Origin of the sequence: Simiduia litorea (assembly GCF_042853465.1) — a bacterium.
In the GTDB taxonomy this organism is placed as follows: domain Bacteria; phylum Pseudomonadota; class Gammaproteobacteria; order Pseudomonadales; family Cellvibrionaceae; genus Simiduia; species Simiduia litorea.
In genome coordinates, this window is record NZ_AP031497.1 from 1586765 (window position 1) to 1602687 (window position 15923).

At 49.0% G+C, this 15923-nt stretch carries 18 protein-coding genes; 13 read left to right on the top strand and 5 right to left on the bottom strand.

All coding sequences use genetic code 11. The features are described 5' to 3' along the window. Positions 1-46 precede the first annotated feature (46 nt). Together ACGHTT_RS06900 and ACGHTT_RS06905 are read right to left on the bottom strand one after the other, a co-directional pair. On the bottom strand, positions 47-655 hold the full coding sequence (locus ACGHTT_RS06900; RefSeq protein WP_390594337.1) for a hypothetical protein: 609 nt from the start codon (positions 653-655) through the stop codon (positions 47-49). Further along, on the bottom strand, positions 652-1257 hold the full coding sequence (locus ACGHTT_RS06905) for an AHH domain-containing protein (protein ID WP_390594338.1): 606 nt from the start codon (positions 1255-1257) through the stop codon (positions 652-654). The genes ACGHTT_RS06900 and ACGHTT_RS06905 overlap by 4 nt, the downstream gene beginning before the upstream one ends. A gap of 284 nt (positions 1258-1541) precedes the next feature. Here ACGHTT_RS06905 and ACGHTT_RS06910 point away from each other — a divergent pair, with 284 nt between their 5' ends. Then, positions 1542-1880 carry a hypothetical protein gene (locus ACGHTT_RS06910; protein ID WP_390594339.1) on the top strand — a complete coding sequence of 113 codons (339 nt, stop codon included), beginning with the start codon at positions 1542-1544 and terminating at the stop codon, positions 1878-1880. A gap of 55 nt (positions 1881-1935) precedes the next feature. Here the strand turns inward: ACGHTT_RS06910 and ACGHTT_RS06915 are convergent, their stop codons facing one another. Beyond that, on the bottom strand, positions 1936-2202 hold the full coding sequence (locus ACGHTT_RS06915) for a hypothetical protein (RefSeq protein ID WP_390594342.1): 267 nt from the start codon (positions 2200-2202) through the stop codon (positions 1936-1938). A gap of 204 nt (positions 2203-2406) precedes the next feature. On the opposite strand from ACGHTT_RS06915, the gene ACGHTT_RS06920 reads away from it, so the two are divergent. The 10 genes from ACGHTT_RS06920 (at position 2407) to ACGHTT_RS06965 (ending at position 12118) form a co-directional block, all read left to right on the top strand. Next, positions 2407-3021 carry a hypothetical protein gene (locus ACGHTT_RS06920; protein WP_390594343.1) on the top strand — a complete coding sequence of 205 codons (615 nt, stop codon included), beginning with the start codon at positions 2407-2409 and terminating at the stop codon, positions 3019-3021. A 351-nt stretch (positions 3022-3372) separates the two neighbouring features. Next, positions 3373-3732 carry a MerC domain-containing protein gene (locus ACGHTT_RS06925; protein ID WP_390594344.1) on the top strand — a complete coding sequence of 120 codons (360 nt, stop codon included), beginning with the start codon at positions 3373-3375 and terminating at the stop codon, positions 3730-3732. Then, positions 3729-5003 (top strand): zinc metallochaperone GTPase ZigA, encoded by a 1275-nt coding sequence (gene zigA, locus ACGHTT_RS06930; protein ID WP_390594345.1) that lies wholly within the window; start codon positions 3729-3731, stop codon positions 5001-5003. The genes ACGHTT_RS06925 and zigA overlap by 4 nt, the downstream gene beginning before the upstream one ends. A gap of 12 nt (positions 5004-5015) precedes the next feature. Further along, positions 5016-5621, top strand: coding sequence for a DUF1826 domain-containing protein (locus ACGHTT_RS06935; RefSeq protein WP_390594348.1), 606 nt, complete (start codon positions 5016-5018; stop codon positions 5619-5621). Positions 5622-5672: 51 nt separating this feature from the next. Further along, on the top strand, positions 5673-8048 hold the full coding sequence (locus tag ACGHTT_RS06940; RefSeq protein ID WP_390594350.1) for a TonB-dependent receptor: 2376 nt from the start codon (positions 5673-5675) through the stop codon (positions 8046-8048). Positions 8049-8122: 74 nt separating this feature from the next. Further along, positions 8123-9499 carry a 5-methyltetrahydrofolate--homocysteine methyltransferase gene (locus ACGHTT_RS06945; RefSeq protein ID WP_390594351.1) on the top strand — a complete coding sequence of 459 codons (1377 nt, stop codon included), beginning with the start codon at positions 8123-8125 and terminating at the stop codon, positions 9497-9499. A gap of 102 nt (positions 9500-9601) precedes the next feature. After that, the gene (locus ACGHTT_RS06950; RefSeq protein ID WP_390594353.1) at positions 9602-10222 is read left to right on the top strand and encodes a DUF2796 domain-containing protein; all 621 of its coding nucleotides are present in this window, start codon (positions 9602-9604) and stop codon (positions 10220-10222) included. A 2-nt stretch (positions 10223-10224) separates the two neighbouring features. After that, positions 10225-10692 carry a Fur family transcriptional regulator gene (locus ACGHTT_RS06955; protein ID WP_390594355.1) on the top strand — a complete coding sequence of 156 codons (468 nt, stop codon included), beginning with the start codon at positions 10225-10227 and terminating at the stop codon, positions 10690-10692. Then, complete coding sequence (hisI, locus tag ACGHTT_RS06960; protein WP_390594357.1) at positions 10693-11118, top strand: phosphoribosyl-AMP cyclohydrolase; 426 nt, start codon at positions 10693-10695, stop codon at positions 11116-11118. It begins immediately after the preceding gene. Further along, positions 11108-12118 (top strand): CobW family GTP-binding protein, encoded by a 1011-nt coding sequence (locus ACGHTT_RS06965; protein WP_390594358.1) that lies wholly within the window; start codon positions 11108-11110, stop codon positions 12116-12118. Before hisI ends, ACGHTT_RS06965 begins: the two co-directional genes overlap by 11 nt. Before the next feature lie 101 nt (positions 12119-12219). Here the strand turns inward: ACGHTT_RS06965 and ACGHTT_RS06970 are convergent, their stop codons facing one another. Next, a complete protein-coding gene (locus tag ACGHTT_RS06970) occupies positions 12220-12696 on the bottom strand; it encodes a hypothetical protein (RefSeq protein WP_390594359.1) in 477 nt (158 codons plus the stop codon). Positions 12697-12700: 4 nt separating this feature from the next. After that, positions 12701-13399, bottom strand: coding sequence for a DUF3299 domain-containing protein (locus tag ACGHTT_RS06975; protein ID WP_390594360.1), 699 nt, complete (start codon positions 13397-13399; stop codon positions 12701-12703). A 51-nt stretch (positions 13400-13450) separates the two neighbouring features. Between ACGHTT_RS06975 and ACGHTT_RS06980 the strand changes: the two genes are divergently transcribed. Both ACGHTT_RS06980 and ACGHTT_RS06985 read left to right on the top strand, forming a co-directional pair. After that, positions 13451-14218 carry an ABC transporter ATP-binding protein gene (locus ACGHTT_RS06980; RefSeq protein WP_390594361.1) on the top strand — a complete coding sequence of 256 codons (768 nt, stop codon included), beginning with the start codon at positions 13451-13453 and terminating at the stop codon, positions 14216-14218. Further along, positions 14208-15419, top strand: coding sequence for an ABC transporter permease (locus tag ACGHTT_RS06985; RefSeq protein WP_390594363.1), 1212 nt, complete (start codon positions 14208-14210; stop codon positions 15417-15419). The genes ACGHTT_RS06980 and ACGHTT_RS06985 overlap by 11 nt, the downstream gene beginning before the upstream one ends. Positions 15420-15923 lie beyond the last annotated feature (504 nt).

Consider the following 15923-nt stretch of genomic DNA (forward strand, 5'->3'; position numbering starts at 1 on the left):
TTTCATTAATTACATTTCCATTTCGCCGCTTACACCACTCACCCAATCAGTTAACGCTACCCATCTCAGCCGTCCCATCCGCCGGCGGTTTATCAGCCAAATCAATCGCAAAAATACATCCGGTAAACTCGTTTTTCTCAATCACCATTTTTAGTTGCTCCGTACAATAAACACCCCTAAAGCTATCTTGCTCAGTCCTAAATAAAGGGTGTTTAAGATTGTTTTCGTGAAAAGCGAGGTTGTTCAGATTACCCCATTTGTCGCGGACCGTTAGGGATATATCGACGGCGTTAGTCTCTTCGGCTAAAGCAAGTGGGTTAAAAAGAACGCCTGACATCTGGCCGAAAGTCACGGGTAAAAATTCTCCGCAGCCTGTCAATAGTTCCTTTAGGCATTGATAGGCTTCATCGCTTAAAAATAATTTTCCGTTGTTATCGCTGATGATATCAGGCAGAGGCTTAGTCGCTGATTTTTGACTCATACCTTCATAGGCGTCGTAAAATTCTATCTCCAGTGATTTCCAGTGCGACAGGTAGTGAGTGGGGCGGGAGTCCATATAGATTAGGCAGTCTTCACCGAGTGTGGCTTCAACCTGATCTGCGTCTAGGTGAAATAATTGATAATGCTTCACGTCTGGGTGAATACGATAAATCATGCGGGTATCCCCTGACCTTTTTTGAGCATAACGTAATCCGGTTGCGCGCCAGCTTGCAGCTGTAGGCCTATGGTTTTAAGGGTGTATTTTACATCGTCTGCTGCTTTGACCTTGTTCATGTTGATCAGCGTAGCGAGCCAAAAATAGTAGTTGTGGCGATGAATCCTGCTGTGGGGCACAGCGTGTTTAAGGGAGCGTGGCATCTTTGATTTGGCGGCGGTATTTTCCGGTAGCCAACAACCGTTGTAGGGATCGTCAATTCTGAGTTTGTAAAAGGCGAGAATTGCTCGTGCGGTCGCCGCACTTTTGTGCGCGCCAGAAACAATGGCATGGGCGTGGCACAAAGGGTGCGGTTTGTGATCACCACTAGATTCGAGGAATTCACTCAAGCGTTTGGATTGGTGTTCTTCATCTCGACGTTCTTTGCGAGTCATATCATCGGCACTATAACGATATTTATCTAAAACGGTCTCTACCTGTGCTACAGCGGCAACAATAGCCAAGTCAATTTGCGTGAGTTGAGTTTTTTGGCTGACGGAGTGAATTTTTTGCTCGACTCTGTCCATTTCATGGAAACGCTTGGGGTTGGCTGGAACTGGCATAATTAACTCCGTTTAACTATGGCTATCTAAATCTATGGGTTTGCCATTTTGAGGGCAAGATAACTAGTCGATGATAGTTGGTGTTGAAGTATGTTATATCAAAATCTTGGTACAAAGCTATGCTTTCGGCCGGTAGTAGGGTGGATTGATTGGGGGCCTACTCCAAGCTATTGTTATCAGACTAAGATTCAGCAATGAACAGTCAATAACCATGTTATATGATATGTGTTTAGCTATTTTTTCGGTCTTTACTGACAAAAGGCGAGTAACATAGTGGTCAATGAATGGAAATTATTTCAGCTTGGCTGATTGATCACAAAGCAAGTCTGGACGAACTGTCGCCAATGAATGACGATGGCTCTGAGTATATGATTGGTACGGCGGTTGTGCCGGCTACCAGCATGCAAGAAGCGTTGGCACTTTTTGAACGCTATCTTGAAGAGCAAAAAATGGGGCTGCTTGAATTATCGAAATGTGAACAATTTGATCCTGTGAATTTTGACGCGACCAGCGAAAAAGGCCAACAGGTTATGCGTGCCGCACCGGGTGTGCTAGAGGATCAGAAGATTCGCTATTTCGGCAACTCCTCAGAGGTAATGGATTGTGAGGCGAGCGATGACTAAGCCTATTAAGGGCGCTTTGGCATTGGCCGAAGAGTGTCATTGACTAGATGAGTTCCTACTGGGAAGCTTCCTTCTCCCATGCAGTCTCAAAACCCTCATTCCAGCAGTGAATATGCAACGTCGTATAAACTTTTTCTAAAAGCGGCTCAATGTCTCGATCCAAGGTGTTGTCCACTATCGACCAATAGAGCTTTGCTAAGTGGGCGGCATCGGAGGCGCTTTGAGCGCCGCTCTCTATTAGCTGGAGAGCACGTTTATCGTCGAACTTCGACGCAAATTCTACAAGTAGCGCTTTTTCTTTGTCATTCTTAAAATCGATCATGGCTTTCGTGGCTTTAAAGGAGGGGGGGCTAAAATTGCTTGGAAGTATAGGCTTCGAAGCTATTACGTTTATAAGCATTTGTAAATAATTGCCCTAACTTCAAAATTCAAGATCATAGGCAGCTGCCCGCCCATTACCTTCTGTCCAGAAGCTTTCCCAACAAGCTTCAGATATGCTCTTCCAACTTTCGCAAGAAGCTTTTATATGGACATTACCCGCAAACCTATTGGTAAACACCTTTTGCTCATTTTGGGTGGCTTGGCCGTCTTGATTGTGCTCAGTGATCTGAGTGTTTTTTCCCGACTTTTTCCGGGCGAGCCTCAGCTGGTTGTGCGTGGGAAGATTGATCCTTCGCTGAGTGTAACCTTTAGCTCGAGCTATCTTGCTGGCAAGGATGGTATCGGTTGTGAAAACTGGTCGCTGTTTGCCGGCTGGGGGCGTCGCTATAGTGCTGAGGCGCGGGTGGCTGAGGTTTTTGATGGTAACTACGAGGTCAGTATTCCGGTGCCGGATCGCAGTGCCGAGCGCTGTGGTTATACGTTGCAGGGTGTGTTCTTTGGTTTGGCGCCGAAGGGTAAGACGCCTAGCAATTGGGTGGCTTTATTTAATTACAGCGATGCGATGTCGGCTACTGAGTTTGCCATTGCCAATCCGTTAGATGCCCATTGCATACCGATAAATGACGCTCGGGATCAGTGGATTTGTAGCCGCAGCACCGATGCGCCGGTGGTGCTTGGCTACCGCACCGACCGCATGCCCAGCGCAATGACCATGAACATTCACGTGCAAACCAAGCCGCCCTATGACCTCGTATACTGAGGCAATGCATAGCATTGTCTCTTGTTGTAATCCTTTCTCTTTGACTCGCAAAATCCGCAAGCCGACGGGTCGGCCGTTTTTAGGTCATTAAATAAACCGCGTTAACGCAACTGTCGCTTCACACACAGCCGCACCGACGATGAGCCCATTTGCCGTCGCTGCTGTCACCATTTCTATTTGAATCGGCGGCCTTTTGTTTGCCCTTAGGTTGGGTTTGGCTTTAGCCGGGCAGGGGTTGTGTATCACCCGATTATGCGAACTGGTTACGCTAGACAAAATCTGTTTTGCACCTTAATCTGTTAATGATACAGTATATCATATCGTTAGCGCGTAAAGGCTAGGTGTTGAATCATGAGAGATGTTTTGGGTGCGGCCTGTTCTGGGCTTTGTTTAATCCACTGTGCGCTTTTGCCGGTGTTAGCCGCTACGGGCACGTCGTTTATTGGCTTTGCCATTCTATCCAGTGAATCCATGCACCTTTGGTTGAGTGTGGCGATGCTGCTCATTGCTCTTTGGGCTTTCCCGTCTGGTTGGCGTGTGCATAAGCGTTTGTTGCCGGGGCTTTTGGCGATTGCGGCGGCGGTATTGATGCTGTTTGCGTTGTTTGCCTCAGAAGCCAGCGGGGTCTACTGGGTTGTTGCCTCTTGCCTAGCGATTATCGGCGCGCATTTGATGAATCGACATCTGTTAAGCGCGAGGGCAAATGGATGACATTTCCTTTACCCGACTTTGAAGCTGTAAGCGTTGTGGATAAATCGGCGCGTTTACCGGTGACGGTGTTATCGGGCTTTTTAGGTGCCGGCAAAACCACGGTCTTGAACCATATTTTGCATAACCGCGACAACCTCCGTGTGGCGGTTATTGTGAATGATATGAGTGAGGTCAATATTGACGCTGCCAGGGTACAAAGCGAAATCAGTTTGAATCGCCATGAAGAAAAACTCGTGGAAATGAGCAACGGCTGTATTTGCTGCACCTTGCGGGAAGACTTATTGATAGAGGTTAGAAAGCTGGCAGAGGAGGGCCGGTTTGATTACCTGTTGATTGAATCCACGGGTATTTCAGAGCCGCTACCCGTGGCTGAAACCTTTACCTTTGCCGATGAATTTGGTCGAAGTTTAGCGGATGTCGCCAGGCTAGACACTCTGGTAACCGTGGTCGATGCAGTCAATTTTTTAACCGATTACAACCACGCGCGCCACTTACACGATGGTAGTGAACATCTCGGTGACGGCGATGAGCGCACAGTGGCTGATTTACTGATCGATCAGGTTGAGTTTGCCGATGTGATTTTGGTCAGTAAGACAGATTTAGTCAGCAAAGCCCACACCAAGAAAGTCTTAGCTGTGGTTCGCACGTTAAATCCAGACGCAAGAGTTTTGCCACTGTGCGAAGGTGAGGTCGACTTAGCTGAAGTGTTAGGAACCGGAAAATTCAGTTTTGAAAAAGCCCAGCAAGCGCCGGGCTGGCTCAAAGAAATACGTGGCGAACATGTGCCAGAGACGGAAGAGTACGGCATTAGCAGCTTTGTTTACCGCGCCCGTAAACCCTTTCATCCCAAAAAGTTTTTTGACTTTCTGCACAGTAAACACATTGAAGGCAAGCTGCTGCGATCGAAAGGTTATTTCTGGTTGGCCTCGCGGCCGGAATTTGCTGGGCAGTGGAATCAGGCCGGTGGTATTGCGCGCTATGGTTTTGCCGGACTGTTTTGGAAAGCTGTGCCTAAAACACAATGGCCAGAAGATCCCGACACCCTTGCCTCGATTGAAAAAAGCTGGCTTGAACCTTTTGGTGATATGCGTCAGGAGTTGGTTTTTATCGGCCAAAACCTCAATCAAAACCTCGTTGTTCAATCGCTGAACCAATGTCTATTAACCGATGAAGAATTGGTGGCGGGTGAAGCTTATTGGCAAACATTGGACGATCCCTTTTCCGAATGGGTAGAGGAGTCCACGGATGAAAGCTTTGCCGCAGAGGTTTAGGAGTTTGGCGCTATGAGTGCAGCATTATCCTTGGCCGTGGATTTTCACCCAGGTGCCTTAACGGAAATTTATCGATCCGACGTCAATATTGCCATCTGGCAGCGCGATTTAAACACCAGCATCGCGCACTACGCCCAATATTTAATGGCTGTGTCGCCGCATTGGCGCACGCGCTTTATTCAGCAGCCAGAGAAAGTTGCGCAACAGTTGGGCAAAGAGTTGCCATTAGCCACTAGCCGTCAGGCATTTATTGATGACGTCGCCGTTGTGGTGGAGATGTTTAGCTGCCTGTTTGAGTTGGAACAGGTTGGTTTTCGCATGGCGGTTTTACGCACGGCTATGTGCCCCAAGTTTCATGTTGATCAGGTGCCTTGTCGTCTGATCAGCACCTATGCCGGTGCAGGTACACAATGGCACAAGCCTGAGCAGATGCATCGATCATCACAGGCTTCGTTGAACCCGCGAGTCAATATTGGCCATGAAAATTTACGCGTTGGCGACGTGGCGTTATTAAAAGGCGAAACCTGGGAGGGCAACAGCGGGCGCGGTTTGGTGCATCGCTCGCCGCCGGCCTCTGACACCGAACCGCGATTGGTGCTGACGCTGGATTTTGCTTAACGATCCGTAAAAAGTCCAAAAAACCTACTTGATTAACCCTTGGAGTAAACCATGAAGTACAAACTCTTGGCGGCGGCAATCGCGCTGGCCAGCCTGAATTCGCACGCCCTCGATGGCAGAGTTGTGGATGACCAGGGCGCCCCAATCGCGGGCGCAACGATTGAAATAGAAAGTTCGAAGAAATTCTTATCTAGCGACGCCCAAGGCCGTTTTAATTTGGATGATGATGTAAAAGAAATACATATCACCGCCCCTGGTTTTAGTCATCGCATGGTGCACCTCGATGACCAGGCGCGCACGACGCTTGTGATCGCCTTAGCAAAAACGGTGATAGAACAGGTGGATGTTATAGGTTTGCCAATTCATGCCTCAGCTATCGAATCGGCGATACCGGTTGCCGTGCTCAGCGGCGACGCTTTACGCAATCAGCAAGCCGCTACCTTGGGCGACACCTTGGTGCGGCAGCCAGGTGTGAACAGTAATTTTCACGGCAATGTGGCCAGCACACCGGTTATTCGCGGTTTAAGTGGCCCACGTGTGTTAATCACTCAAAATAGTTTGGACGTGAGCGACGTTTCCCGCGTGGGGCCAGATCACTCGGTGGCAGCGGAAGTGTCAACCGCCCAGCAAGTCGAAATTTTGCGCGGCCCGGCCACTTTGTTTTATGGCAGCGGTGCCATTGGCGGTGTCGTAAACGTGGTGGATAACCGCGTGCCAACGGATGCCGAAACCCGCGCTGAAGTTCTATTAAGCCGGGAGTCTGTCAACCACCAAAATCTAGCGTCTTTCAATGCCACGATAGGCACCGATAGCTTCGCGTTTTATGGCGATGGGTTTTGGCGTGAGGCAGATGATTACACCGTGCCTGTCGCGCCCGAGCAGGGCCATGCTGATCAACACACAGGTGATTTTACGGTTGCTAACAGTGCCGAAGAATCTACGGGTTACACCTTGGGCACCAGCTATTTATTGGACAATGGCTATGTGGGTGTATCGCTTGGCCGGCTGGATCGTGAATACGGTATTCCCGGCCATAGTCACGGCGGTCATGAAAGTGGAGCTGCAGCACCAGAGCGTGTTTATGCAGACTTGGCGCAGGACCGCTATCAATTATTGAGTGAGTTGGATGTTGACCTACCGTGGTTGCGCGCCATTCATACGCGTGCCGCCTATACCGATTACACCCATGCTGAAGTAGAAGAGGGGCTAGTGGGTACAAGGTTCTCCAATCAAACCTCGGAGCTTCGTGTCGATCTGTTTCATCAAGAGTGGGCACATTGGAAGGGCGGAATTAATTTCCATTACAAACGTGGTGACGTTGCGGCTGAAGGTGAGGAGGCGTTTACACCGGCGTCAAGATCCGAAACCTTCGCCATGGCACTGATGGAAGAAAAGCACATTGGCGATGTGTTAGTGCAACTGGGTGCGCGCGTCGAACACCTAACCATCGTCGCCGATAATGCACTGCTACCCCACTTGGTAGTCCACGATCATGACAGCCCTGTTGCTGGAAATAACGGTCATGCCGCTGAAGACATCCGTGTATTTGCCGTGGAGCATGATTTTACGCCTGTCAGCCTATCATTGGGTGCGGTATGGGATTTCAGCCCAGGCTACAACCTAGGTATCTCTCTTTCACACGCGCAACGGGCACCCTCTGCGTCGGAACTTTTATCCTTCGGCCCCCATATAGGTACCCGATCTTATGAAATTGGTGCTTTGTTTACCGCGCACGAGGAGCATGGTGAATCGCATTTTGAGTTGAGTGATGTCGATATGGAATTGGAAGCATCCAACAATATTGATCTCACCTTTCGAAAATATGAGGGTGATATGGGTGTTATTTTAAATGCCTTCTATAACCAAATTAATAACTATTACTACCAGAGTGCAACGGGGCTTTATGCCGAAAGTGGCCACGATCACAATGATGGCCATAGCCATGGTCATGACGTAGGGGGCGTGCATGACGATGAACTGCCTGTGTACGTGTATAGCCACGCCGATGCAAATTTCTATGGTTTTGAAGCGCAAGGTATTTGGCAATTTAGCGATGGGTGGAAAACCGCCGTTTTTTCGGACTACGTGAATGCGGCGCTCACCGATGGCACCAACTTACCGAGAACGCCACCGCTGCGTTTTGGTGCTGACCTGGATTACACCGGCGAGCGCATAAGCGCAAACGTGAATTGGACGCACTACACCGAGCAGTCGAAAACTGCACCATTAGAAACACCCACCGATGGTTATGATTTGCTGAATGCAAGCGTGACCTACCAGTTACCCGTCGGCTCCAATACATTGGCCATTTTTCTAAAGGCCGAGAATATTGCTGACACCGAAGCCCGCGTTCACGCCTCGTTTATTAAAGATATAGCGCCGCTACCTGGGCGGAATTTTACGCTGGGTCTGCGCGGTACTTTCTAGTGATACACCCTAGCTAGGCAACACAGTTAAACGGCATTTATTTAACGCCTTTAAATATTATCTGAGGAGAAAACATGAAACACGCTGTTACAAAAAAACAATTGCTGGCGCTTAAGCCCCTGGCTTTTTTCATCGCGCTAAGTACGTCACTCACACTCATCGGTTGTGGGGATGCCAAAACCACCATTGTTGAAAAAGAGCCCATTCCCGGTGTGGATAATGGCCACAATCACGGTGCTGAAACGGCGGGTCGCTTGTTTGTACTGAATACCGCAAGCATTGAAGCGCAAGTGTTTGACTTAGATGACAAGAATCTAATTAACACCATTCCCCTCGATGCACTGCCAAGTGCCGTCTATGCGTCCGGTGGCTACCGCTTTGCCGCCTTGATTGAGCGCAATGCCGATACGGTTGGTTTTGTCGACGGTGGTTTGTGGCAGGAGCCTCATGACGATCACTTTGATCAGTACACAGCCACGCCCGTGTTATCAAATTTCTCTTTGAACGGTAGCCGCCCGACACATTACGATATGTTTGAAGGCAACGTTGCGGTGTTTTTTGATGGCAATGCAGGTGCCGGCAGCAATGCGGCGGTTCAAGTATTTGACGACCAAGTGATTGCGGATGCGGGCACCCCCGCGATGGTAAATTTTAGTGTGCCGATGCACGGCGTGGCTAAACCCCGTGGCGAGCATCTGTTAGCAACCGTGCGGCGCGATGATGTCGAAAGTACATCGACCAATAAAATACTGCCAGATCTAGTGGGTGTTTATCATCTGCATGATGGTGAATATGCGCTAGAGCAAACGCTTGATGTGGTGTGCCCCAACTTACACGGCGCTGCGCAAAACGAAACCCACGTGGTATTTGGTTGTAGCGATGGTGTTTTAGTGGCGACGCAGGGGAGCGGAGATGCCTATAGTGCGCAAAAGCTACTTAACCCAGACACGATGCTGGACGGCGCTCGCATCGGTAGCTTGTGGGGGCACGAGGCAAGTGGCCAATTCATTGGCTCGGCGAGTGCGGGCGGCGTTAGCCAGTTTTTTGCGGTAGATCCAACGCGTGGAGACATTACGCTCATTGATTGGCAGCCTGTGGTAAATGCCAAACCTGTTGCGCGTGAATTTGCTTATGAGGCTGAGCAGTTTGTGATTTTGGACGACCAAGGTTACCTGACCTTAATCGAGCCTCATCAGGACGGTGATCATACCCATTGGGCGTACGGTGCACGTTTGGCAATTACCGATGCCGATGTGAGCGCAATGCCTGAGGGCATGAAGTTTTCTATGACCCTTGCACAAAACGGCCACACGGTTTATGTCGCAGACCCCATCTCGCAGCACATTGTGGTGGTTGATTTAGATATACTGGCCATCACGAGTGAAATCGAACTGGATTATGCCCCTGCCATGATCACTTGGTTGGGCATTGCGGAGAGCCACGATCACTAGCAGTTGATGATGTGAGAAAGTACCCCCGCCCTCCCTAGCGGGGTATTTGCGGAGGCCTTGGCTTCCGCGTTTTTTCGATTCAAGCGTATTTGAGGGTAATTTATGCGGGCTTTACTCGGGCTGGTTACCGTTGGGCTGTGTTGTTTCTGCCGACAAGGAATTGCCGAAAACCGTCATAACCCAGAGGCTCACATCCATGGTGTGGCGCAAATGACGATATTATCAGGCGATGGCAAACTGCTTATTGACTTTGAAACCCCCGCTGCCAATATGCTGGGCTTCGAGCGCAGGCCGCAAAGTGCGGAGCAATGGCAACAGCTGAGCCTAGTTGAAAAAAGCTTACATTCACCGAACAACATCATCGACCTTCAACCTGATTGCAAGATCCAGATGGTTAAGATTGAACTGCCTTTTCAGGCAGAAGAAAAAATGAAAAAAGTGCCAGACCCGACGGTTGCGAATCATCGAAGGCACACGCATGATGCACAGATAGCCGACGGCGCTGCGGTGGATTCGCTGCGCGATGAGCCAGCCCATGCAACACATCAGGACATTCGTTTTAGCTATGCGTGGCAATGCAATGCGTCAGCGTCGCTGACCATAAGCTTAACACTGCTATTTAACCGCTTCAGAGGCTTTGAAAAGATACAAGCCCAATGGGTTGCAAATGGCACGCAGGGCGCAACCTTGCTTACTAGGGATCATGCGGTACTGGAGATATAGCAATGAAGAAAAGTCAATTAACCAACATCATGAATAAAGCGCAGGATATTTGCGCGCACTCCGGCGCTCGACTAACAGAAAAGCGACAACGAATACTGGAGCTTTTGTTGGTTTCTAAAACGCCCTTGTCGGCTTACGAGGTGGCTGACACTCATAACAGAAGCGTAGACACCTCGATGCCTGTGATGTCGGTTTACCGTATCCTGGATTTTTTAGAATCGGAGCAGTTGGTTCATAAACTCAGTTCAACCAATAAATATGTCGCTTGCTCCCATATTGCCTGTAGCCATGCACACGAAATACCGCAGTTTTTAATTTGCGGAAAGTGTCAAAGTGTGAAAGAAATTGCTATTGCGAAACGTATTGTTGAAGAGTTGGATAAGCAAGTTGCCGATGCCGGCTACAAGCTGATGAATTCACAGCTAGAGCTGCAATGCCTGTGTGATAATTGTTTAGCGAGCGCTGCCTGAGTGCTCAATCGTTTTTACCAAACATTAGAAGCGCAGAACGACGGTGCTACTCAGTCCTTAGGTGAATGTATTGCGCGCTTAAACTTTAACGCGGAGGGCTTAATCCCTGTCATAACACAATGCCATATGAGTGGGCAGGTGCTGATGCAAGCGTGGATGAATCAGGCGGCAATTGAGAAAACCTTGGTATCAGGTCATATGACCTATTGGTCTCGTAGTAGACGTGATTTCTGGATAAAAGGCGAGACCAGTGGCCATGTTCAGCAGTTAGTCAGTATGCGTTTTGATTGCGACGGTGATGCTATCTTGTGCTTAGTCGAACAAACAGGCGCCGCCTGCCACACTGGCCGCCGAACGTGCTTTTACCTGTGGGTGGATTCGAACAATCAACAGGTCGTTTTACAACAGGGTGAAAATGGATACTAATGTAGAACCCGTCTTGTCTGTCCCTACGAATATTATTACGGGCTTTTTAGGTGTAGGGAAGACCACCGCTATATTACACTTACTAAAATCGAAACCTGAGAGTGAGCGCTGGGCAGTACTGGTTAATGAGTTTGGTGAAATTGGTGTAGATGGCAGCTTAATTCAGGGCCAGCACGCAGAAGGCTGCGGCGTCTTTATTCGCGAGGTGCCGGGTGGCTGTATGTGTTGTGCGGCGGGCTTGCCCATGCATATTGCGTTAAATCAATTGCTGAGTCGTGCCAAACCTCACCGCCTTTTGATTGAGCCCACAGGCCTTGGCCATCCCAAAGAGGTGCTTGAGGTGTTAAGCGCTGATCACTATCGCGGTGTACTGGATATTCAAAAGTGCGTAACACTGATTGATGCCAGGAAACTACATGATTCACGCTACACCAATCACGACACTTTTAACCAACAAATTGATATTGCAGATGTTGTGGTGGGTAATAAGCAAGAACTCTATCAACAGGCCGATAAGGCGCTATTGAAAGACTATATACAGAGACGCTCTGGTGCCTCTCCACGAATTTATTTTGCCAGCTATGGAAAAATAGATGCCGTTATTTTGCAGGGGGCATCGGCATCGGCGAGAGTGCTGCCAACACAGGCTCATCGGCCCGATCATCATCATGAACGACTTGATATTAACACGGCACCTATTCCAGCCTGCGGTTACCTTCAGGTTGAGAATTCAGGTGAAGGTTTTCGTAGCCTTGGTTGGCGCTTTTCACCTGAAAAAGTATTTAACCGCGATGCACTTTTTACCCTGTTAAGCGGTCTCCGCGCCGAGCGCATGAAAGCGGTATTTATTACTCAGGAAGGCGTGTTTGGTTACAATCTTACACCCGATGCATTAACTGAATTTGAGTTGGATGATTGTTTGGAAAGCCGTATTGAGATCATTGCCTCCGAGGATGAACCGTTAAGTCAGCTTCAATTGTTACAATGTCTCACCGATTAACTGACAGCTGGCTCATCAAAGTCGACATAGTTTTGATATTGCATCCCCGACGGGGATCAATAGCGCGCCTACCGGGGCATGGCCCATTAAACGGAAGGTCATTATTTAGAAACTTTTAGGTAAATGACTTGGTGGCGCGCCGGTGAACCCGGTTGATTGATATATTGTGCAGTAACCTTGATTCGATAGGTGCCAGTACTCGTTGGCACTAGGTTAAAGCTGTGCTCTCCGGCTTTGTCGAACACACTAACGTCATTGACCATCGCGAGTATTTTAGGGCCGGCATCTATCAATAGTTGAATGCCCGACGCCTGTTCATTCGATGTGTCTCGGTACTTAATATTCAGCTTAGTCTCTTTGCCTTGCTCGGTATTTAACAGGCTGGGGGCGGTCAGGACAATGGCTGATTCGATGACAGTTTGCAGGGCCGACGAATATTCATTGCTTCTTGGACTCATCATTTCTCGGCTGTAGTACGGCCAAGCCGGCGCGCCGAAGCCACCATGATACTCGCAGGCTTGGGCTCGACTGCCAATGATAAAAATGGTGGCGCTACAAACTATCCACAACACGTTCATATCGTTAGTCCTCGAAATCTTCGTCGTCCATGCCAGTGTCGACATAGGCTTCGATCGCGACCACATTGATGGAGTAGGCCGCTGTTGCCATCTCGTTTTCGATTAAGGTAGTCGAGAGTCTGCCTTGAATCCAAAACGGATCGTAGAGTGCCTCTAAACGTAAACCCGGTTCAAATTCGGCATAAATAATTTGGTTTGGCGGCGGCGGGGGCAAATGTAGACAGGCGCCAAAAAAAGGTACGAGAAAAAACGTGGTAATGACTTGCTGCTCATTAAAATCCAGCGGCACGATAAACCCGGGAATGCGAATATCACGACCATTAAATTCGGGCCGGATTTTTGTCGAGGTTAAGGCTTGTTGGTAGCGATCTTCGGTGGGAGAGCTCGAGGTTTTTAGTTGACTCGACAAGCTATCATCTGGGCTGCCATCCTCTATGTCGTCGATGTAGGCAGGCGGGTTTTCCAACGCATGTAGATCATCATCTGGAATCAAATCTACCCACTCGACCAACGTGTAGTGGGTGTTATCTACAGCACCGTTTACGTGACTGCGGTGGGTAACGAGTTGATATGGAGGTTGGTTTGAAGGTTGCGTTGTTGGCTGGCGCAGTTCAGCCTCAGCTTTGCGATCGATATCTTTTTTTGAACACCCAAGCAACAGACTCAGGATCAGAATTATTGCCACGTTTAAGGGTGATTTCATAGTAGCTTACTTCACTATCATTAGTAATTGATATATCGTATCATTTTGGCTGTGCCATTCTCTATTAAAATGATTGAAATCCAAGATGTTCAGGGCGTTTCTCCCTCTAGCGCTTTAAGCGGCCAGCCCGCTATTTCTGCCGAGGCCTTGCGGTTTAGCTATTCCCGAGCCCAGCAACCCGTGATCAACATACCTCAATGGCGGGTGGGGGCCGGTGAGCGTGTGTTTTTGCACGGCGCTTCGGGCATGGGGAAGTCTACCTTGCTACAGCTGTTGAATGGGCAGCTTATCGGCACCGGCCATCTCAGCGTGGCCGGGGAAGAACTCAGTCAATTGTCGACCAGCGAACGCAACCGTTTTCGGGCCCTGAATATCGGTACGGTATTCCAACAATTTAATCTTATCCCTTATCTGTCGAGCTTGGATAATGTGGCATTGGCGGCAATGCTCGCCGGTCAATCCCGTGTCGAGTCAACAGCGTTGGCGCGCTCACTGCTAAACGATACGTGGTTAGCGCCTAATCTATGGTGCCAGCGCGCCGAAGCTCTGAGTATTGGTCAACAGCAGCGCGTCGCTATTGCCCGTGCTTTGATTAATGCACCTCAAATTTTACTTTTCGACGAGCCGACGTCTGCCTTAGATGAGACCCATCGAAACCTGTTCATGCAGGTTTTAATCCGACACCTTGATAGACATCAGCACACGACGACTATTTTTGTCAGCCACGATACTCGTCTTACTTCTTATTTTGATAAATCCGTTTGCCTTCAAGATTTAGCACTCGATTTTGTGGAGGGAGAAATCAAAAATGCCGATTAGTATGTTGCTAAATATTGCTCGGCAAAGCTTACTCTATCGGCGTGGCTCAATGGGACTGACGGTGGCTGCGATAGCCGTGAGCGTCTTTACCTTGCTTGGTATCGAGCACGTGCGCCATGCCGCTACGCAGAGCTTTAACAGTACTATCTCGGGTGTGGACTTAATTGTTGGACCGCGAACGAGTGATATCAATCTGCTATTGACCACAGTATTTCGTATTGGCAGTCCGTCACAAAACATGTCTTGGCGCAGCTATCAGCAGCTAAAGGATCACCAAAGCGTGGCCTGGACTATACCCATCAGTTTAGGAGACTCCCATCGAAGCTTCCGTGTGGTGGGCACTGAGAGTCAGTTTTTTAAGCAGTTTCAATATGCTCAGTCTCGTCCTCTGATTTTTACTCAAGGTCATACATTTTCCGATTTATATGACGTGGTTTTGGGCGCGCAAGTAGCGCAAGAATTGAATTACAAATTGAACGATAAGCTTGTTTTAACGCACGGGTTGGCGGCCATCAGCTTTCATAAACACGACGCCTATCCTTTCCGCGTGGTTGGCATTTTGGCCGCGACGGGTACGCCCGTGGATAATGCAATCTACGTGAGTTTGGCCGGACTAGACGCTATTCATCAGCCAACCACTCACCACAACAGTGAACAGTCGCCACTAGAACCTGCGAGCATTTCCGCGGTTATGATTGGATTAACCTCTAAATTGGCGACCTTTAAGGTTCAGCGCGAAATCAACGCGGCTACCAGTGAACCGCTAACCGCCATTTTGCCGGGCGTCGCGTTATCCCAACTTTGGCAAATGAGCCGTGGATTAGAAAACACCTTGCATTTGATGGCTCGATTGATGTTATGTGCGTCACTTCTTGGCTTGGCTGCCATGCTCCTTGCCAGCATGCGCGAGCGCCGCTATGAGCTGGCGGTTATGCGCAGTTTGGGTGCGAGTTCAGGTACAATTTTCATCCTGATTGAAATTGAATCCTTATGCGTTTCGCTCTTGGGCATTTTGCTTGGAAGTTTATCGGTTCTTGCGGTTATCACTGCCGCACACGACTGGGTAATGGTGAATTATGGTGTAGATATTGGCTTGACGACGGTTAGTCTGCACTATCTGGTTACGCCCTTTTACGTGTTGTTTGGGGCCATGCTTACGGGTGTGGTGCCCGCGTTTTATGGGTGCCTGAAAGTTCGTTAGTTTTTTGCGAACGCCAACCTTAACGCGCCGTGGAGGGTTAAGGTTGGCGTGCTTAAACGGGCTACTTTCAGTGGCGATGGCTAAAGTATTTGAAGCCCAATTGTCTCGTGATCGCGGTGAATGTTTTGGCCGTAAAATGACCAAGCGCCATTTTTATTGCAGACGCCAAAGACACGCGTAGGCATCGTAATAGGGAGTTCCGGCTTTCATTTTTGTTTGCTTGTGCGCTCTGCTTGCTTTTCCTAACGCCTTGAGCCCGCCGACTTAGAGACGTCTCGTTATTTGGTGCAGGTGCTGTTTTTACGGCGTTTTCTAGAATGTCTATCTCGGCGCTACCCTCAACTCCACCTTCGTTTTCGGTGTGCGACGGCGAGTAATGCAAGCCTATTTTAATCTTTGCATTCAGTTAGAATTGTATTTCGTCTATAGCGCCTAATGCGTAGTCGTCAGTGCCTTAAAAAAAGCCGCAACATAAACGCGCTGCGGCTTTATCTTTTTTACTGA